Source organism: Mycobacterium sp. MS1601 (assembly GCF_001984215.1).
In the GTDB taxonomy this organism is placed as follows: Bacteria; Actinomycetota; Actinomycetes; order Mycobacteriales; family Mycobacteriaceae; genus Mycobacterium.
Genome location: NZ_CP019420.1, coordinates 5,108,934 through 5,125,499 on the forward strand (window position 1 = coordinate 5,108,934; position 16,566 = coordinate 5,125,499).

The 16,566-nt window shown below is 65.1% G+C and carries 15 protein-coding genes; 7 read left to right on the forward strand and 8 right to left on the reverse strand.

All coding sequences use genetic code 11. The annotated features are described in order from the left end of the window. Positions 1-72 precede the first annotated feature (72 nt). Together BVC93_RS24625 and BVC93_RS24630 are read left to right on the forward strand one after the other, a co-directional pair. Positions 73-729, forward strand: a complete 657-nt coding sequence (locus tag BVC93_RS24625; protein WP_083741309.1) for a response regulator transcription factor — start codon at positions 73-75, stop codon at positions 727-729. Beyond that, positions 726-1,889, forward strand: a complete 1,164-nt coding sequence (locus BVC93_RS24630; RefSeq protein WP_083739735.1) for a sensor histidine kinase — start codon at positions 726-728, stop codon at positions 1,887-1,889. The genes BVC93_RS24625 and BVC93_RS24630 overlap by 4 nt, the downstream gene beginning before the upstream one ends. Here BVC93_RS24630 and BVC93_RS24635 read toward each other — a convergent pair. From BVC93_RS24635 to BVC93_RS24650, 4 genes are all read right to left on the reverse strand, one after another. Next, a complete protein-coding gene (locus BVC93_RS24635) occupies positions 1,883-2,260 on the reverse strand; it encodes a hemophore-related protein (protein WP_083739736.1) in 378 nt (125 codons plus the stop codon). The genes BVC93_RS24630 and BVC93_RS24635 overlap by 7 nt on opposite strands. A 58-nt stretch (positions 2,261-2,318) precedes the next feature. Continuing rightward, the gene (locus BVC93_RS24640) at positions 2,319-3,620 is read right to left on the reverse strand and encodes an alpha/beta hydrolase-fold protein (protein WP_236950104.1); all 1,302 of its coding nucleotides are present in this window, start codon (positions 3,618-3,620) and stop codon (positions 2,319-2,321) included. A gap of 51 nt (positions 3,621-3,671) precedes the next feature. Further along, complete coding sequence (lysX, locus tag BVC93_RS24645; protein WP_083739737.1) at positions 3,672-6,980, reverse strand: bifunctional lysylphosphatidylglycerol synthetase/lysine--tRNA ligase LysX; 3,309 nt, start codon at positions 6,978-6,980, stop codon at positions 3,672-3,674. Between the two features lie 64 nt (positions 6,981-7,044). Further along, positions 7,045-7,407 (reverse strand): DUF1844 domain-containing protein, encoded by a 363-nt coding sequence (locus tag BVC93_RS24650; protein ID WP_083739738.1) that lies wholly within the window; start codon positions 7,405-7,407, stop codon positions 7,045-7,047. A 255-nt stretch (positions 7,408-7,662) separates the two neighbouring features. Between BVC93_RS24650 and infC the strand changes: the two genes are divergently transcribed. From infC to BVC93_RS24670, 4 genes are read left to right on the forward strand one after another with little or no spacing between them, the layout of a single operon-like run. Beyond that, positions 7,663-8,283, forward strand: coding sequence for a translation initiation factor IF-3 (gene infC / locus BVC93_RS24655; RefSeq protein WP_236950493.1), 621 nt, complete (start codon positions 7,663-7,665; stop codon positions 8,281-8,283). A gap of 7 nt (positions 8,284-8,290) precedes the next feature. Further along, entirely contained in the window at positions 8,291-8,485 is a 195-nt protein-coding gene (rpmI, locus tag BVC93_RS24660) for a 50S ribosomal protein L35 (RefSeq protein WP_068917312.1), read from the forward strand. Between the two features lie 46 nt (positions 8,486-8,531). After that, positions 8,532-8,921, forward strand: a complete 390-nt coding sequence (gene rplT / locus BVC93_RS24665; protein WP_068917311.1) for a 50S ribosomal protein L20 — start codon at positions 8,532-8,534, stop codon at positions 8,919-8,921. Between the two features lie 23 nt (positions 8,922-8,944). Further along, the gene (locus BVC93_RS24670) at positions 8,945-9,694 is read left to right on the forward strand and encodes a TrmH family RNA methyltransferase (protein WP_083739740.1); all 750 of its coding nucleotides are present in this window, start codon (positions 8,945-8,947) and stop codon (positions 9,692-9,694) included. A 55-nt stretch (positions 9,695-9,749) separates the two neighbouring features. Here BVC93_RS24670 and BVC93_RS24675 read toward each other — a convergent pair whose 3' ends face one another. The 4 genes from BVC93_RS24675 to BVC93_RS24690 all read right to left on the reverse strand — a co-directional run bounded on the left by BVC93_RS24675 (position 9,750) and on the right by BVC93_RS24690 (position 14,679). After that, positions 9,750-9,968 carry a hypothetical protein gene (locus tag BVC93_RS24675; RefSeq protein WP_083739741.1) on the reverse strand — a complete coding sequence of 73 codons (219 nt, stop codon included), beginning with the start codon at positions 9,966-9,968 and terminating at the stop codon, positions 9,750-9,752. Between the two features lie 96 nt (positions 9,969-10,064). After that, entirely contained in the window at positions 10,065-11,303 is a 1,239-nt protein-coding gene (locus BVC93_RS24680; protein WP_083739742.1) for an acyl-CoA dehydrogenase family protein, read from the reverse strand. A gap of 38 nt (positions 11,304-11,341) precedes the next feature. Continuing rightward, a complete protein-coding gene (locus tag BVC93_RS24685) occupies positions 11,342-12,370 on the reverse strand; it encodes an oxygenase MpaB family protein (RefSeq protein WP_083739743.1) in 1,029 nt (342 codons plus the stop codon). Between the two features lie 284 nt (positions 12,371-12,654). After that, entirely contained in the window at positions 12,655-14,679 is a 2,025-nt protein-coding gene (locus BVC93_RS24690; protein WP_083739744.1) for an oxidoreductase, read from the reverse strand. A 345-nt stretch (positions 14,680-15,024) separates the two neighbouring features. On the opposite strand from BVC93_RS24690, the gene BVC93_RS24695 reads away from it, so the two are divergent. Further along, positions 15,025-16,518: an NAD-dependent succinate-semialdehyde dehydrogenase gene (locus BVC93_RS24695; protein WP_083739745.1), complete on the forward strand. Its 1,494-nt coding sequence runs from the start codon at positions 15,025-15,027 to the stop codon at positions 16,516-16,518. Positions 16,519-16,566 lie beyond the last annotated feature (48 nt).

Sequence of the window (16,566 nt, forward strand, 5' to 3'; positions counted from 1 at the left end):
TCACCGTACCGCCGGCACCGCCGTGAGCTGACCTCACGACGCCCTAACGCCACGTCCGGGCACGATGGTCTGATGCGAGTTCTCGTGGTGGAAGACGAACAACTGCTGGCCGACGCGATCGCCTCCGGGTTGCGGCGGCACGCCTTGGCGGTCGACGTCGTCTATGACGGCGAGGCTGCCCTGGAGCGTGCCACGGTCAACGACTACGACGTGATCGTGCTCGACCGTGATCTGCCGCGCCGCTCCGGAGACGACGTCTGTGTGGAGCTGGCTCGGACCGGCGCCGCCGCCAGGGTTCTGATGTTGACCGCCGCCACCCGCGTCGAGGAACGGGTGGCCGGACTGGGGCTGGGGGCCGACGACTACCTGACCAAACCGTTCGCCTTCGCCGAGTTGGTGGCCCGGGTGCAGGCATTGTCGCGACGTGCCCGTCCGGCGGCGCCGACGGTGTTGGAGCGCGCTGGGATCCGGCTGGACCCACACAGCCACGCGGTGTCGCGTAACGGGACGCCGATCACGTTGTCACGCAAGGAGTTCGCGGTGCTCGAAGAGTTGCTCAGGGCCAACGGCGGGGTGGTGTCCGCCGAGCAGCTGCTGGAGAAGGCCTGGGATGAGAACGTCGATCCGTTCACCGGCGTGGTGCGCTACACCATCATGATGGTCCGCAGAAAACTCGGAGATCCTTCGGTGATCGACACCGAACCTGGTGTGGGATACCGGCTTTCATGAAACGGTCGACCATCCGCTGGCGACTGGCCCTGCTCTACGGAGGCGCCTTCTTCCTCGCCGGGGCAGTACTGGTGGCGCTGATGTACTTCAACCTTGCGCAGTCGATGGACCGCCGTCCCGGCGCCGCCGTCCAGGGATTGGTGCGCCAGTTCCTCAGCCGTAATGAGCTTCCCGACAAACCATTGGCCAATGACTTGTTCTCGGCCATCGTCGCGCAGGCAGAGCAGGAGCGCCGCGAGACCCTGCGCACCATGCTGGTGTGGTCGCTGGTGTCGCTGGGCGCCACCGGCATCGCCGCCGTCGGATTCGGCTGGCTGATGGCCGGGCGCGCGTTGGCACCGCTGCAGGACATCACGGCCACCGCCCGGCGAGTCGCTGACCGCAACCTTCACGAACGCATCGCCCTGAGGGGGCCTGATGACGAGATCAAGGACTTGGCGGACACTTTCGACGCCATGCTGGAACGGCTGGATCGTGCCTTCGACGGTCAACGTCGTTTTGTGGCCAATGCCTCCCATGAGCTGCGTACGCCGTTGACCATCAACCGGACATTGATCGAGGTGGCTCTCGACGACCCCGACGTCTCGGAGGACACCCGCCGCCTGGGTGCAACCCTGCTGCAGGTCAACCAACGCAACGAACGCCTGATCGACGGCTTGATCACGTTGGCGAGCAGTGAGGAGGGGTTGGCCCAGCGGGTGCCGGTGGATCTTGCGGAGGTGGTGCAGCGCGCCGTTGCCATTGCTCAGCCGGAAGCCGACCGAGTGGGCGTCGAGGTGTCGGTGTCGACATCGGATGTCACCGCCCTCGGCGACCCCGTGCTGCTCGAACGGCTGGCGCAGAACCTGGTGGACAACGCGATCCGGCACAACACATCCAGGTCGGGATGGGTGAGGGTGACGGTGCGTGACGGTGCACAGTTGACGGTCGAGAACTCCGGGCCCGTCATCCCGGCTGCCGCGGTCGACGGACTGCTTGAACCTTTCCGCCGCTGGGGCGGCGATCGGATAGCCGAATCGGGGGACAACAGCACCGCCCGAGGCGCGGGCCTCGGGCTGTCGATCGTGCGCTCCATCGTGCGCGCGCACCAAGGCAGTCTGCGGGTGACGGCCCGCGCCGAGGGTGGTCTGGCGGTGTCGGTGGCCCTGCCTGCTCAGTAGCTCGGGCAGGTTTCGGCAACTCGCGCCATGCGCGCCATCATCTGCTGACCGGCAGGTGTGGCCCGCCTCTCCTCGGCGATTCTGGCCATATCGGGGTTGCGGTCCAGGAATCCCTGGATGCGAGCCTGCCGTTGATCCACCGGCAGGCTGAGCAGTTCCTGGATCCGGTTCTGGGCGTTGGTATTACCGGCAAGTCGATCAGCGGCCTGCGGTGCTTCGACTCGCAGAGCCGCCTCGATCTGTGCGTAGCTGCAGGTGGTCTGGATCAGCGGACCGTCCAGTGGCAGCGCCTGGGCCGTCGGCGTCGCCACCGTCGCAGCGGCAGCCAGCGCGACCAGACTTGTCATGGCGATCCGGCTGGGTCTGGGCATTGGGTTCTCCTTGAACTGTGGGGATCACCAGTTCACCAAACCTGCTGTTGGAGCGGCGTTAGGACGCCAACGTGCCTGCTCCGGACGGGGTGTGCACGGCATCGGCCAGCCACGGCAAGGTCTGGGAGAACGCTGCGGTGGCGAAGGTCCAGTCATGGTTGCCCGGCATCGTGACCACCGAGCAGGTGATGTTTTCGGTGCGCGCCACGGTGCTCAAGGCCTGTGCGGCCTGTGCTTGGGTTGCCTGGCCGAATTGGGCCAGCGGGCTGACGAACAGTCCGGCCTCCGATGTGTACGGTCCGTGACGTGTCATCACCGTCGTGGGGTCGAAGCTCGCCTGTGCCGCGGAATCGCCGCCGTACAGTCGGGCCAAGGTCTGCTCCGGCGTGCCCGCATTGGGCGCCAGGTCGCCGGCTATGTCTTCGAACACACTGAACTGATCGGGGTGCATGGTTGCCAGGTCCACGGCACAGGTACCGCCCATCGACCAACCGGCGACGGCCCAGCCGGTCCGGTCGGGGCTGACTCCGAAGTGTGAAACAACATACGGAACAACGTCTTTGGTGATGTGGTCGGCCGCATTGCCCCGTGGTCCGTTCACGCATTCGGTGTCATTGTGGAAGGTGCCGACGGCGTCGACGAACAGCACCACCGGCGCATTGCCGTGGTGGGCGGCGGCGAAGGTGTCCAGTGTGGTGATCGCGTTTCCGGCACGCATCCAGTCGGCCGGGGTGTTGAACTCGCCGCCGATCATCACCACGGTCGGAAGCTGCGGCGGGGGACTGGTGGCGAACCACGCCGGCGGCAGGTACACGAACTCGTCGCGGTGGGCGAAGTGCGAGGCGTCGCCGGGGATACTCACCTCGACCACGCTGCCCTTTGCCGGAAGTCGATGCTGTTCGCGCGTATTGGCAACCAGTGCACTGACTCCCGTCGCGTCGATCTGGTCCGGCAGCGGCCCGGCGGTGAGCTGGTTCCATCCGGCCTGCACGTCCGGCACGTAACCCACCCAGAGGTTCACGCTCAGTGCTGCACTCACGACGCAGAGCAGGACCGCTGACACCGATGCCGCGCGGCGCCACCCTCGTGCGCTTCGCCAACCCAGTACCAGCACGCCGATAGCCACGCCGGTCAACCCGACCCAGGCCCAGAGACCGCCCGGCGGGGGTGTGCCACCCCAGCCTTCGTCAGCGATGTACCAGTACAGCCACAGCGTCAACGCGGCGCCGGCGAGCACACTCAACGGCACGAACACCCGACGCCAGCGTCGGGTCCGCCAGCCGACGGCAGCCACCAGCGTCGCGGCGGCCACCGCCTGTGTCACAAACGGCACTACACCGTGCAGCAGCGAAATGGGCACGTAACAATCGTGACCCGCGATCCTGACGGGTCGCTGCGAGCCTGCTGTGAGCTAGCGAGGTTTTGCCAAGGGGAAGGGCAGTGTCTCGCGGATGCTCCGCCCGGTGATCATCATGACGATGCGGTCCACACCCATGCCCAGCCCACCGGTGGGCGGCATCGCGTATTCGAGGGCCTGTAGGAAGTCCTCGTCGAGCTCCATGGCCTCGGGGTCGCCGCCTGCGGCGAGCATGGACTGCTCGTGCAGCCGCTTGCGTTGCAGCACCGGATCGGTGAGTTCGCTGTAGGCGGTGCCCAGTTCGACACCCCAGGCCACCAGATCCCAGCGTTCGGCAACGCCCGGCTTGCTGCGGTGCGGACGTGTCAGCGGCGACACCGAGGCGGGGAAATCGGTGTAGAACGTCGGCGCCTCGGTGCGGTCCTCCACCAGGTGCTCGTACATCTCCAACACCACTGCGCCTGCATCCCAATGAGTTTGGTAGGCAATGCCGGCGGCGTCGCACAGCTTGCGCAGCGCGGGCACGTCGGTGTCGACGTCGACGTGCTCACCCAGAGCGTCGGACACCGCGTCGTGCACGGTCTTGACCGCCCACTGTCCGGAGATGTCCACCGGTTCCAGGCTGCCGTCCGGTCCGGGGCGCATGATGACGTGCTCGCCGTTGGCGGCCATGGCGGCGTTCTGGATCAGTTCGCGGCAGCCGTCTATCCACACCAGGTAGTCGGCGTGCGCTTGGTAGGCCTCCAGAAGGGTGAACTCGGGATTGTGGCTGAAGTCCACCCCCTCGTTGCGGAATGCGCGGCCCAGCTCGAACACCCGCTCCACCCCGCCGACACAGAGTCGTTTGAGGTACAGCTCGGGGGCGATCCGGAGATACAGATCCAGGTCGTAGGCGTTGATGTGGGTGGTGAACGGCCGGGCGTTGGCGCCGCCGTGGATCTGCTGCAGGATCGGTGTCTCGACCTCGAGGAATCCCTTGTCGAACAACGTCTCCCGGATGGCGTGCAGCACCTGGCTGCGGGCCCGGATCAAGTCGCGGGCCTCGGTGTTGATGGCCAGGTCCACGTAGCGGGCGCGCACGCGGGCCTCCTGGTCGGTCAGGCCCTTCCACTTGTCCGGCAGCGGGCGCAGGCACTTGCCGATGAGCCGCCACTTGCCCACCAGGATCGAACGGGTGCCGTTCTTGCTCACACCCATCGTCCCGCTGACCTCCACCAGGTCGCCCAGGTCGATGGCGGCGGTGAAATCGGCTGTGCTGAGCACCGATTGGTCCAGCAGCACCTGTGTTTCCCCGGACCAGTCACGCAACTGCGCGAACAGCACGCCGCCGTAGTCACGCAGTCGCAGGATGCGTCCGGCCACTGTGACACCGGTGCCGTCGGGCTCGGCCAGGGCCGACGCCACGCTGTGGCTGGGTTCCTGGCCCACCGGGTAGGCGTCGACACCGTTGTCCTGCAACCACTTCAGCTTCGCCATCCGGACCCGGACCTGCTCGGGCAATCGAGGTGTGCCGGTCTCCTGGGACGGATCCTCAGGCAGTGCGGCGGCGTCCGGGGTGCTGCCGTCCCCGTGTAGGGCACCCGTCTTCGCCAGCGCCTCGGGTACCGCCGAGTGCTGACCGGTGTGCTGTTTGTTGCGCCGACTGAACGGCAACACCAGGAAGCCCTCGGCGATCACCGACGCCACGCCGACGCGTGGGGCCAGCCGGGCGTCCTCGTAGCAGGCGAAGCGCGGCACCCATTCCGGTTGGTACTTCATGTTGGATCGGTACAGCGTCTCCAGCTGCCACCAGCGGGAGAAGAACACCAGCAGGGCTCGCCACAGCCGGGCCACCGGTCCGGCGCCCAGTTGTGCGCCTTCCTCGAACGCCGAGCGGAACATGGCGAAGTTCAGCGAGATCCGGGTGATGCCCTGGTTCTCACCCTGCAGGCAGAGCTCGCTGACCATCAGTTCGACGGTGCCGTTGGGGGACTGCCGTGAGCGCCGCATCAGATCGAGGGACACCCCGTTGCTGCCCCACGGCACCAGCGACAGCATGGCCACGACTTCTTCCTTGTCGCCCTCGTGACTGACTGCTTCGGCCAGCAGGCAATCCGCGTCGGCCGGATCACCCAGCCGGCCCAGCGCCATGGAGAACCCGCGCTCGGTCTCGGTGTCGCGCCAGGCGTCGGCGCGTTCGATCACCTGGGCCATTTCTTCGGCGGACAGTTCGCGGTGGCGGCGTATCCGGACGGTCAGCCCGGCACGACGGGCCCGGGTGACGGCCTGTCGCACCGGTTTCATGTCCGGCCCGGACAGCCTGAAGCGATCCGGGTACAGGATTGCTTCGTCACCGAGTTCCAGCGCGTGCAGTCCGGCATCGCGGAACGCCTGTGCCGCCTGCGCGCTGGCACCCATGACTCCGGGGGCCCAGCCGTAGGTTTCGCACAGTCGCAGCCACGTTTCGATGGCGCCCGGCCATGCCCGGGGATCACCCACCGGGTCACCGGAGGCCAGGCACACCCCAACTTCCACGCGGTACGTGATCGCCGCCCGGCCGTCGGGGGAGAACACCACCGACTTGTCGCGGCGAGTGGCGAAGTAGCCCAGGGAGTCGTTCTTGCCGAACACCTCCAGCAGCCCGCGGATCGCGGATTCGTCCTCGCCGGTCAAAGCGTTGTCGGCTTGTTGTGAACGAAACAGCACGATCGCGGCGACCATCAGCGCCAGCGCCCCGAACAGGCCGAGCAGTGCATTGACGACGCTGCTGGGATGCTGGCCGTCGAACGCCCCGCCGTCCACCCCGGCGAAGGCCACCACACGGTTGATCGAGTAGGCAAGCCGGTAGTCGCGCTCCAGGCTGCCGGGGAACAGTTCCAGCAGCCCCCAGCCCACCATGATGCCCAGTGCCATTCCGGCCAGCAGCGTCGCGACGGCCTTGAACAGCGCGGCGCGGCGCACCCGCGCCCAGAACTGCTTGTGGGCAATCACCAGGAAGGCGATGGCGGCAGCATGGAAGATCAAGCCGATGACCTCGCCGAGATCCTCGCGGATCGACTCGTCGCCGCTGACCAGATCGCCGATGTTCACGATGATCGCCGCCACCATGTACAGCAGCAGGATCCACCAGGCGATGCGTTTGCGCGCCGCCAATGCCGCAGCCAGCAGCGCCAGCACGAATGCCCACGCGAAGCTGGTGTCGGGGAAGTTGAAGATGTAGTCGTCGACGAACTCGCGGGGAATCCTGATCACGTGCCGCACCACCGGCGAGACGCTGGCCAACAGCGACAACGTGGCGATGACGCCGACGGTCCAACCGGCCGCCGCGGGGACCCAGTGGTAGCGGGAAGGTGTTCGGCTCACCGTACGGTCGACGAGGGTCATGGCCGGGAGGATATTCGCTGGCTCGACAAATAGTGCGGAGAAACCCTGGCCACGGCGCGGCCGGCTACCAGACCGGGCCGGTGTATTTCTCGCCCGGGCCCTTGCCCGGTTCGTCCGGGTGGGCGCTGGCTTCCCGGAACGCCAGTTGCAGGCTCTTGAGCCCGTCGCGCACGGGTCCGGCGTGCGGGCCCAGGTACTCGACCGACGCCGTCACCAACCCGGCCAGTGCGGTGATGAGCCGGCGGGCCTCGTCGAGGTCGCGGTAGGGGCTCTCGTCGGGGTCGGGATGGGAGAGCCCGAGCTTCTCGGCGGCGGCACTCATCAACATCACCGCTGATCTGGTGATCACCTCGACGGCGGGTACCTCGGCGAGTTCGCGAACCTCCTGAGCGTCCGCGGGTGCAGCGATTCTGGGATCTTCCGTCATGCCTGATAGACTTCCATGCGCGACCGTCCCGGCTCACGCCAGGGACAGCAAGTGGAGTCCCACTCCCACCGTTCACCGCACAGGTGCAACGGTCCGGTCACCGACATCCTAGATGTCGCTTCTGCGTCATGCGCAGGCGGTTTGTTCCGCGACCGGTCGGCTTTGGGCCCTGCTACGTGCAGGGCTTTTTTGCTGATGATGTGGTGTTCCCGGCTGTTTTGCGGTCAAAGACAGTGGAACAACCAGGGAGGCCCCATCAGCACTGAGACCCGCATCAACGAGCGCATCCGCGTACCCGAAGTCCGTTTGATCGGACCGGGTGGCGAGCAGGTCGGCATCGTGCGCATCGAAGATGCTCTGCGCGTCGCCGCCGATGCCGATCTCGATCTTGTCGAAGTGGCGCCAGACGCCAAGCCGCCGGTCTGCAAGATCATGGACTACGGCAAGTTCAAGTACGAGACGGCACTCAAAGAGCGTGAATCTCGCAAGAACCAGCAGCAGACCGTCGTCAAGGAACAGAAGCTGCGTCCCAAGATCGACCCGCACGACTACGAGACCAAAAAGGGTCACGTCGTCCGCTTCCTGGAAGCAGGGTCCAAGGTCAAGGTGACCATCATGTTCCGCGGACGTGAGCAGTCCCGGCCCGAGTTGGGTTTCCGACTGCTGCAGCGCCTGGGCGCCGACGTCGCCGACTATGGCTTCGTCGAGACGTCCGCCAAGCAGGACGGCCGAAACATGACGATGGTGCTGGCACCGCACCGCGGTGCGAAGACTCGCGCCAAGGCAGCTCAGGACGCGGACACCACTCCCGCTCCTCGCTCTGGCGGCGCGGAGGCACAGCCCACCGATAACCCAGACACCACCCAGCAGAACTGAGGACCACATGCCCAAGGCAAAGACCCACAGCGGCGCTTCCAAGCGTTTCCGCACCACCGGCACCGGCAAGGTCGTGCGGCAGAAGGCCAACAAGCGCCACCTGCTCGAGCACAAGGCCACCAAGCGCACCCGTCGTCTCGACGGCCGCACCGTGGTTGCGGCCACCGACACCAAGCGTGTCAAAGCGATGCTCAACGGCTAGACCCACTGACCTTCTGACCGATTTTTAGATAGAACGAGGAACATCCATGGCACGCGTCAAGCGCGCAGTCAACGCCCAGAAGAAGCGGCGCACAGTACTCAAGGCGTCGAAGGGTTACCGCGGGCAGCGGTCACGCCTCTACCGCAAGGCCAAAGAGCAGCAGCTGCACTCACTGACCTACGCCTACCGGGATCGCCGGGCGCGCAAGGGTGAGTTCCGCAAGCTGTGGATCTCGCGGATCAACGCCGCGGCCCGTGCCAACGACATCACCTACAACCGGCTGATCCAAGGTCTGAACCTGGCCGGTGTCGAGGTTGACCGCAAGAACCTGTCGGAGATCGCCATCAGCGATCCGGCCGCGTTCACCGCACTGGTCGAGGTCGCCAAGGCCGCTCTGCCCGCTGACGTCAACGCGCCCGCTGGAGAGGCTGCCTGACGCTCACCGAGCGCTCCAACCGGGTGGCTGCCGCGCTGAAGCTGCAGAAACCTTCCGGACGTCGCCACGCCGCACGTTTCCTCGCTGAAGGTCCCAACCTCGTCGAGGCAGCGCTGCGGCGTGGTCTCGTTGAGGAGGTGTACGTCACCGAGGCCGCGTTGGAGCGCTTCGCTGCGCTGCTGGATGGTGTGTCCGTCCAGCTGGTCACCGAGCGCGCCGCGAAGGCGTTGTCGGACACGGTGACTCCCGTCGGCTTGGTGGCGGTATGCCGCCTGCCGTCGGTGTCGCTCGCCGACGTGCTCCAGGGCTCGCCCCGTCTGGTGGCGGTGGCCGTAGAGACCTCCGATCCCGGTAATGCCGGCACCTTGATCCGGCTGGCCGACGCCATGGGCGCTTCGGCCTTGGTGTTGGCCGGCAACAGCGTCGACCCGTACAACCCGAAGTGCCTGCGATCCTCGGCGGGCAGCATCTTCTCGATTCCCGTGGTCGAAGCCCCTGACACGCTGGGTCTGATCAACGATCTGGTGGGCGCCGAGTTGGTGGTGATGGCGACGACGTTGGACGGAGAACGATCCTTGGACGACGTCGATCTCGGCGTGCCGACGGCCTGGCTGTTCGGTTCGGAGGCGCACGGATTACCTGTCGAGGTGGCTGCCGCTGCCGATGTCCGGGTGAGCATTCCGATGTCCGGTGGCGCTGAGAGTTTGAATGTGGCTGCGGCCGCGGCAATCTGCCTGTATCAGAGTGCGGCCGCGCACCGGGCCGCTCAGTAGTCACATCCGCCCGCGGGCGGAGTGCTTTTCAGAATGCCCGCCTCTGAGCGACATCTCAGCGACAACCGACTACGCCGCTTCGCGCCACCCGGTAGTGGCGCATCTCCCAGCGCAACGCATCCGAGACCGCCTTCGACGGCCGGCCGACAATGTCGAAGCCCTGACAGGCCAGCCCGGCAACGAGTTCATCAACGGTTGACGGTCCATGGTCGAACAGATACGTCGTCAGTAGGTACCGCAACTCGATGCCCCGCACCGGTACGCCGTTGGTCATGTCAGCGCCCTGGCACGGGCGCCCGACATTTCGGTTTGTCGCTGATTTGTCGCTCAGAGCCGGGCATTTTCAAAGCGTTCGACCTGCAGGCCGCTCTCAGTGCTCCCGCAGAAGGCCCTTGGCGACGTGGGTGATCTGCACTTCGTTGCTGCCTGCATAGATCATCAGCGACTTGGCGTCACGGGCCAGCTGCTCCACCCGGTACTCGGTCATATAGCCGTTGCCACCGAAGAGCTGCACCGCCTCCATCGCCACGTCGGTGGCCGCTTGAGAGCAGTAGTACTTGATGGCCGATGCCTCCGCCAGTGAGATAGCCGCTCCCGTTTGCCCGGCCTCGATGACGCGGAACAACATGTTGCGCACGTTCATCCGGGCCACTTCCATGTTGGCCAGCTTCAGCTGGATCAGTTGGAACTGGCCGATCTCCTTGCCCCACAGGGTGCGGGTGCGGGCGTAGTCGACCGACAGGCGAAGGCACTCTTCGATGACGCCCAGCGCCATCGCTGCCACACCGATGCGTTCGGCGGAGAAGCTGGAGCGGGCGCTGTCGCGGCCGTCTCCGGAGGCGTTGTTCTCGGTTTCGCCGAGCAGCCTGTCACGACCGAGGCGGACGTTGTTGAAGAACAGCTCGCCGGTGCGGGATGAGTGAATACCCATCTTGCGCAACGGTTTCGACTGGACAAACCCCTCCATGCCCCTGTCCAGGACGAAGGTCAGAACCTTGCGGTCTCGTTTGTCGATACTCGGGTCGCCCTCGTCCAGCTTTGCGTACACGACGACGACGTCGGCGTCAGGACCGTTGGTGATGAATGTCTTCTGGCCGTTGAGGATGTAGTCGTCACCGTCACGCACCACATACGATTTCATGCCGCCGAAGGCGTCGGATCCCGAATCGGGTTCGGTGATGGCCCAGGCACCCACCTTCTCGTAAGTGACCAGCTCGGGTAGCCAGCGTTCCTGCTGTGCCAACGTTCCGCGGCTCTGGATGGTCGGAACGGTGAGGCCGAGGCTGACACCCATGCCGGTCACCACGCCCATCGACACCCGGCAGAGTTCGCTGATCACGACAAAGCCCATGCCGCCCTGCTCGCCACCGAACATCCCGCCACCACCGCCGGACTTGGACTCGCCGCCGTCGCGCAACCTGGTCAGCCGTTTTTCCAAGGACTCGCGTGCCATCACGTCGATTCCGAAGGAGGTGAACAGTTTCCGGATGATCGGGTAGGGCTCCATCTCGCCGCTTTCCAGGGCGTCGACGTGCGGTCGGATCTCCTTGTCGACAAACTGGCGCACGGCGTCACGCACCGCGAGGTCAACGTCGGACCACTCGATCATTGAAGGTGTCTCGATTCGGTTGTGTTGTATCGGTCAGATCATGCTGCCGAACGTCGGCCCCTGGCGGGGCGGAATCCGGCCAACGAGAACGTCGTGTGCACGAAGGTGCCTGCGGTCTCGGTCAGCACCTTCGGGATGGGGGAGCGGCGTTTGGGCACATAGTGCATCGGCATGCCCTTGCGGTCGCGCGGCGGGTCCATGAAGAACGGCGCCTCGACCAACGGCGCGTCGGGGCTGTCCTGACCGGAGGCCCGGCGATACGCCGCCAGTGCTCGGGGATGCAATCGGATCTCGTCGGGCACCACCAGGAACGCCACCTGCACTGCCTTGCCGAACAGCCGCAGCAGCACCTCGTCGCTCGGGGTCCAGCGCATGCCGGCCTTCTCGCGCAGACTCTCGTCGAACAGTCCGGCGGCGATCCACCGTTGCCCGGCCACCATCGGTTTGAACAGCTGATCCCACACCGGGGTGGGCATCAGCACGAACTTCGGCTTCGGGATTCGGATGGTGAAGATGTCGCGCGTCGCCCGGTTGATCTCCAGCTCGTCGCGGCAGGTGCGCTCCCAGTACTCGCAGAAGTCCTCCCACGTCTGCGGCACCGGTCGCATGCTCATGCCGTACTGCCGGTACCACTGGATGTGCTCGTCGAACAGCTGCCGCTTCTCCGCCTCGGTGAGCCCGCCGCAGAAGTACTCTGCCGTCTTGAGGATCAGCACGAAAAATGTGGCGTGGGCCCAGTAGAAGGTCTCCGGGTTGAGCGCGTGGTAGCGGCGACCATGGGTGTCGACACCTTTGATGGTGGTGTGGAAGTTCTTGATCTGCGCTCCGGTCTGGCTGGCCCGGTCACCGTCGTAGACGACGCCCATGATCGGGTAGACCGACCGTGCCACGCGCTGCAGGGGCTCACGCAGCAGGATCGAATGGTCTTCGACACCGGCGCCCAGTGATGGGTACATGTTCTGGATCGCCCCGATCCACACCCCGAGCAGCCCGGTGCGCAAGTCGCCGAAGTACTTCCAGGTCAACGAATCTGGGCCCAGCGGATCAGCCGGGTTGTGTTGGGTCATCCTGCCTCCCGTCTGTGCGAGGTGCAGATGACGATAGTGCTGACAACCGGGGTTGTCCATGGTTGGCGGGGTTTGCTGATCAGGCTGTTACTGAGGTGATACCGAGGGCGGATGATGATCTTGATGAATAGCGCTGGTTGCGCGTGGTTTTTACTTGCGTGCCGTGGCTGACGGTGATGTAACAAGAGCTCTGAGCCTGGAATCGCCGAGCCGACCTCGGTGTAAATCCTCACCGATGACGTTCTGCGGCAACAACTTCAGCGAAGCGCTGTTCGAGTCCAGCCCTAGAGGTTCATGCAGAGACGACGCGCGTCGTAGATGGCCGAATGGACGCCTCGATGCGATACGGCGTCGCCAATCCGGAACAACTGAAATCCACTACCAGCAGAGGCCTGGGCAATACCTGTCTTGAACAGTTCGAGATCAACCTCACCTCGGTTCGTCGATTTCTCGCGTAGCTGTTCGTAAACGTCGGTGTTGGGTTCGGTGCCTTGCTCCACCACTACGACGTCTGCGACGAGCGTCGAGGTTTGATCGGTGTAGATGTGCATCAGGCTGACCGAAAGCTTGCCGTCAGTTTTGGTGACTGACCGCACCTCGTTGTTGGGAACAACCGTGGCGCCCGCTGCGAAGAGAATCCGCTTGAAATCGGGGATGATGGTGTGCCCTACCTCGAAACCGATGTCTCCGTCGACAGTGACGATTTCGACGGTGTTGCCTTCGCCACTCAACAAGTGCTCGGCCGCCGTGAGCGCCTGTTCGCCACCGTGGTCGTCATAAACAAGGTATGCCGTATTCGATCCCGGCCCGCGGCTCAAGACGTCCACCGTCGTCTGTACGAGATGACCACCGCCGTCGGGGAGATCGGTTCTGTGCAACCCGCCCGTAGCGACGATGACGACGTCCGGCTCGAGCGCCAGAACATCCTCTCCGTCGACATAGTGGTCTACCTTCAGTTCGGCTCCGGCATGGCGGGCTTCGGCGGCGAGCCACTCCGTGATAGACCGCTTCTCCGATTGTCGGTGGGTCCTAGACATGGGAAGCACCTGTCCACCGAGCTGAGAGGATGCTTCGAACAGCGTCACGCGGTGACCGCGTTCGGCGCTGACGCGCGCCGCTTCCAGGCCACCGGGGCCTCCGCCGACCACGACGACGCGCAACGACACAGTTGACGGTGTCGTCAGGTGGGGGATCGTCTCCTCACGACCGGTGGCGGGGTTGTGGATGCACAGCGTCTCCGCGCTCAGGCATTGGCTGGCTCCGACGCATGGCCGTATACGTTCTTCCTGACCTGACTCGAGCTTGCGAACGATGTGCGGATCGGCGATGTGCGCGCGAGTCATACCAACCATGTCCACGAGATTCTCGCGGATGGCGTAGCGAGCGGTTGCCAGGTCGGCGATTCGGCCCGCATGGATCACGGGTATGTCGACGGACGCCCGGATGCGAGCGGCGACCGGCAGGTGACCCCCTAGCTCACGGCCAGTCGGGGGGATGAGGTCGGCGAGCTCGCGGTGGGTGAAGCCACTGCCGTAGACCACTGAGAAGTAGTCGACCTGACCGGTGCTTGCGAATCGCTGCGCAATCCGGACGCAGTCGTCGGGGCTGATGCCGGTGGCTGAACCCTCGTCGCCAGGAATGCGCAGGCCGACGACGAATTCGGTTCCGACCGCCGCTCTTACCGCGGCGAGCACCTCCAGGGCGAATCTCATCCTGGATTCGAGATCACGGGTGCCGTACTCGTCATCGCGGTAGTTGGTTCGATCGGCGAAGAATTGGTCCAGTAGATGACCTGCGTGTGCAGAGATCTCCACTCCGTCGAGGCCGCCGGCCTGCGCGCGCAGTGCTGCTTCGACGAATTTTCGCTGTACGCGTTTGAAGTCGAAGTCTTCCATCGTCTTGGGGTAGCTGCGGTGCGCCCGTTCCCGCACTCCGGATGGACTGATCGTCGGTAGCCACGAACCGGACTTGTCATCGCCACGACGCCCGAGGTGCGTTATTTGCACGAAAGTCTTCGCCCCGTGGCGATGGAGACGATCTGCGAGGTCTTGGTAGAACGGCACGATCTCGTCCGAACTGGCATCGAAGGCTCCGAAGTGACTGCGGGAGTCGGCATCGACGTAGCTGGAACCGCCGAACATGACGAGGCCCGCACCGCCGCGAGCCTTTTCCTCTTGGTAGAGCGCGTAGCGGAGGCCAGGCTGGTCGTTGATGTCCAGATAGCCGGCGGGAGCGTGCCCGCTACTGAAGATGCGGTTCTTGATCGTGACCGAGCCGATCGTCAGCGGCTCGAGCAGTGGGTCGGGCATGAGCGTCCTAAGGAAGGCGGAGTGCATTACCGTTCGATGTCCTATTGTAGGACAGTAGATCGTCCCTGTCTTTCTGGAGCGCCTTCGGCGGTAGCTGTTCCTCGAACCCGCTGATCGGTGCAGTCTCTTCGACTTCCTGCGCTTCGGGGCGGTTGCGACGAATAGTTCAACTGTCATACAGTCGTACGGTGAGCAGGGGCGTCCTGTGGCATGGCAAGGGAGCGGCAGGCTCGTAGCCGTCACGGCCAGGTCGGCCGTCGCTGGCGGCTTCGGTCGTCGGCCCCAGATCTCCTGTGTCTCGGGTGGTCAACATCGCATCACTCGACCCGACCAAGGAGGCATGTCATGACCACCCTTGACCAACCGCAGAAGAACGCGGCGGCGCTCGCCGCGGTACCGACCGGTCTGCTCATCGACGGCAGCTGGCGACCTGCCCGCGACGGCGCCCGCATGGACGTCGTCAACCCAGCCACCGAGCACGTCATCGCCCAGGTGGCCGATGCGGGTCTCGACGACGCGCTGGAAGCGGTGGATGCTGCGGTCCGCGCACAAACCCTCTGGGGCACCACGGCGCCTCGCGTGCGTTCCGAGCTGTTGTACCGCGCATATGAGGAGGTCATGCGGCGGCAGAACGACCTCGCATTCATCATGACCTCTGAGATGGGCAAGCCGTTCGCCGAGGCATGCGGGGAAGTCGCGTATGCGGCCGAGTTCTTCCGATGGTTCGCAGAGGAGGCGGTGCGCGTTGGCGGTGACTTCACGCAGCGTCCCGACGGTTCGGCGCGCACCATAGTGATGCGTCAACCGGTCGGGCCGTGCTTGCTGATCACTCCGTGGAACTTTCCGATCGCGATGGGTGCGCGGAAGATCGGTCCAGCCCTCGCTGCCGGCTGTACCGTTGTGCTGAAGCCGGCTCCGCAGACTCCGCTGACGAGTCTCGCGCTTGCGCAAATTCTGCAGGACGTCGGTCTACCGGACGGTGTGGTAAACGTCATCACGACCTCGCGGGCGGCTGAGGTCGTCGAGCCGATACTCACCGGCGGGTCGATTCGCAAGCTGTCTTTCACCGGCTCGACCGCCGTGGGCAAACTGCTGCTGGAACAGGCGGCCAAGCAAGTTGTCCGCACGTCGCTCGAACTCGGCGGAAACGCTCCCTTCATCGTGTTGCCCGATGCCAACCTCGAGGTGGCCGTGGAGGCCGCTGTGCAGGCGAAGATGCGCAACATGGGGGAAGCCTGCACCGCCGCCAACCGGATGTTCGTGCACTCCTCATTCGTCGACGAATTCGCGCGGGCTCTCGCGGATCGGATGACCGCCATGCCGGTGGGTAACGGAATGACCGACGGCGTTCAGGTCGGCCCCATGATCGATGCGGTCAGCCGCGACAAAGTCCTTCGCCTGATGACAGACGCGATCGCACGCGGCGCGACGGTGGTCGGTGGCGGTCACGTCCCGGGCGGCATCGGTTACTTCATCGAGCCGACGGTGTTGACCAATGTCCACCCCGACTCTGACCTGACCTCCACCGAGATCTTCGGGCCCGTTGCCGCGATTCAGAGTTTCGAGACGGTCGAGGAGGTCATCGCCAAGGCCAATGCCACCGAATGGGGGCTTGTCGGTTACGTGATCACCCAGGACGTCGACCTTGCTCTCGAAGTCGGCGAACGCTTGCAGGTCGGCATGGTCGGCCTGAACACGGGCCTCGTGTCTACGCCCTCAGCCCCGTTTGGTGGTATCAAGCAGTCGGGCCTCGGTCGCGAGGGTGGCCGCCTCGGGATCGAGGAGTTCCTCGACGTGAAGTACATGGCGATGCCCATTCGGGCGCGAGGTCGCGCTTGAGCGTGCGCGCTACGGCGCCGCGCGGACCGACGTCCGCTCGCATGTCTG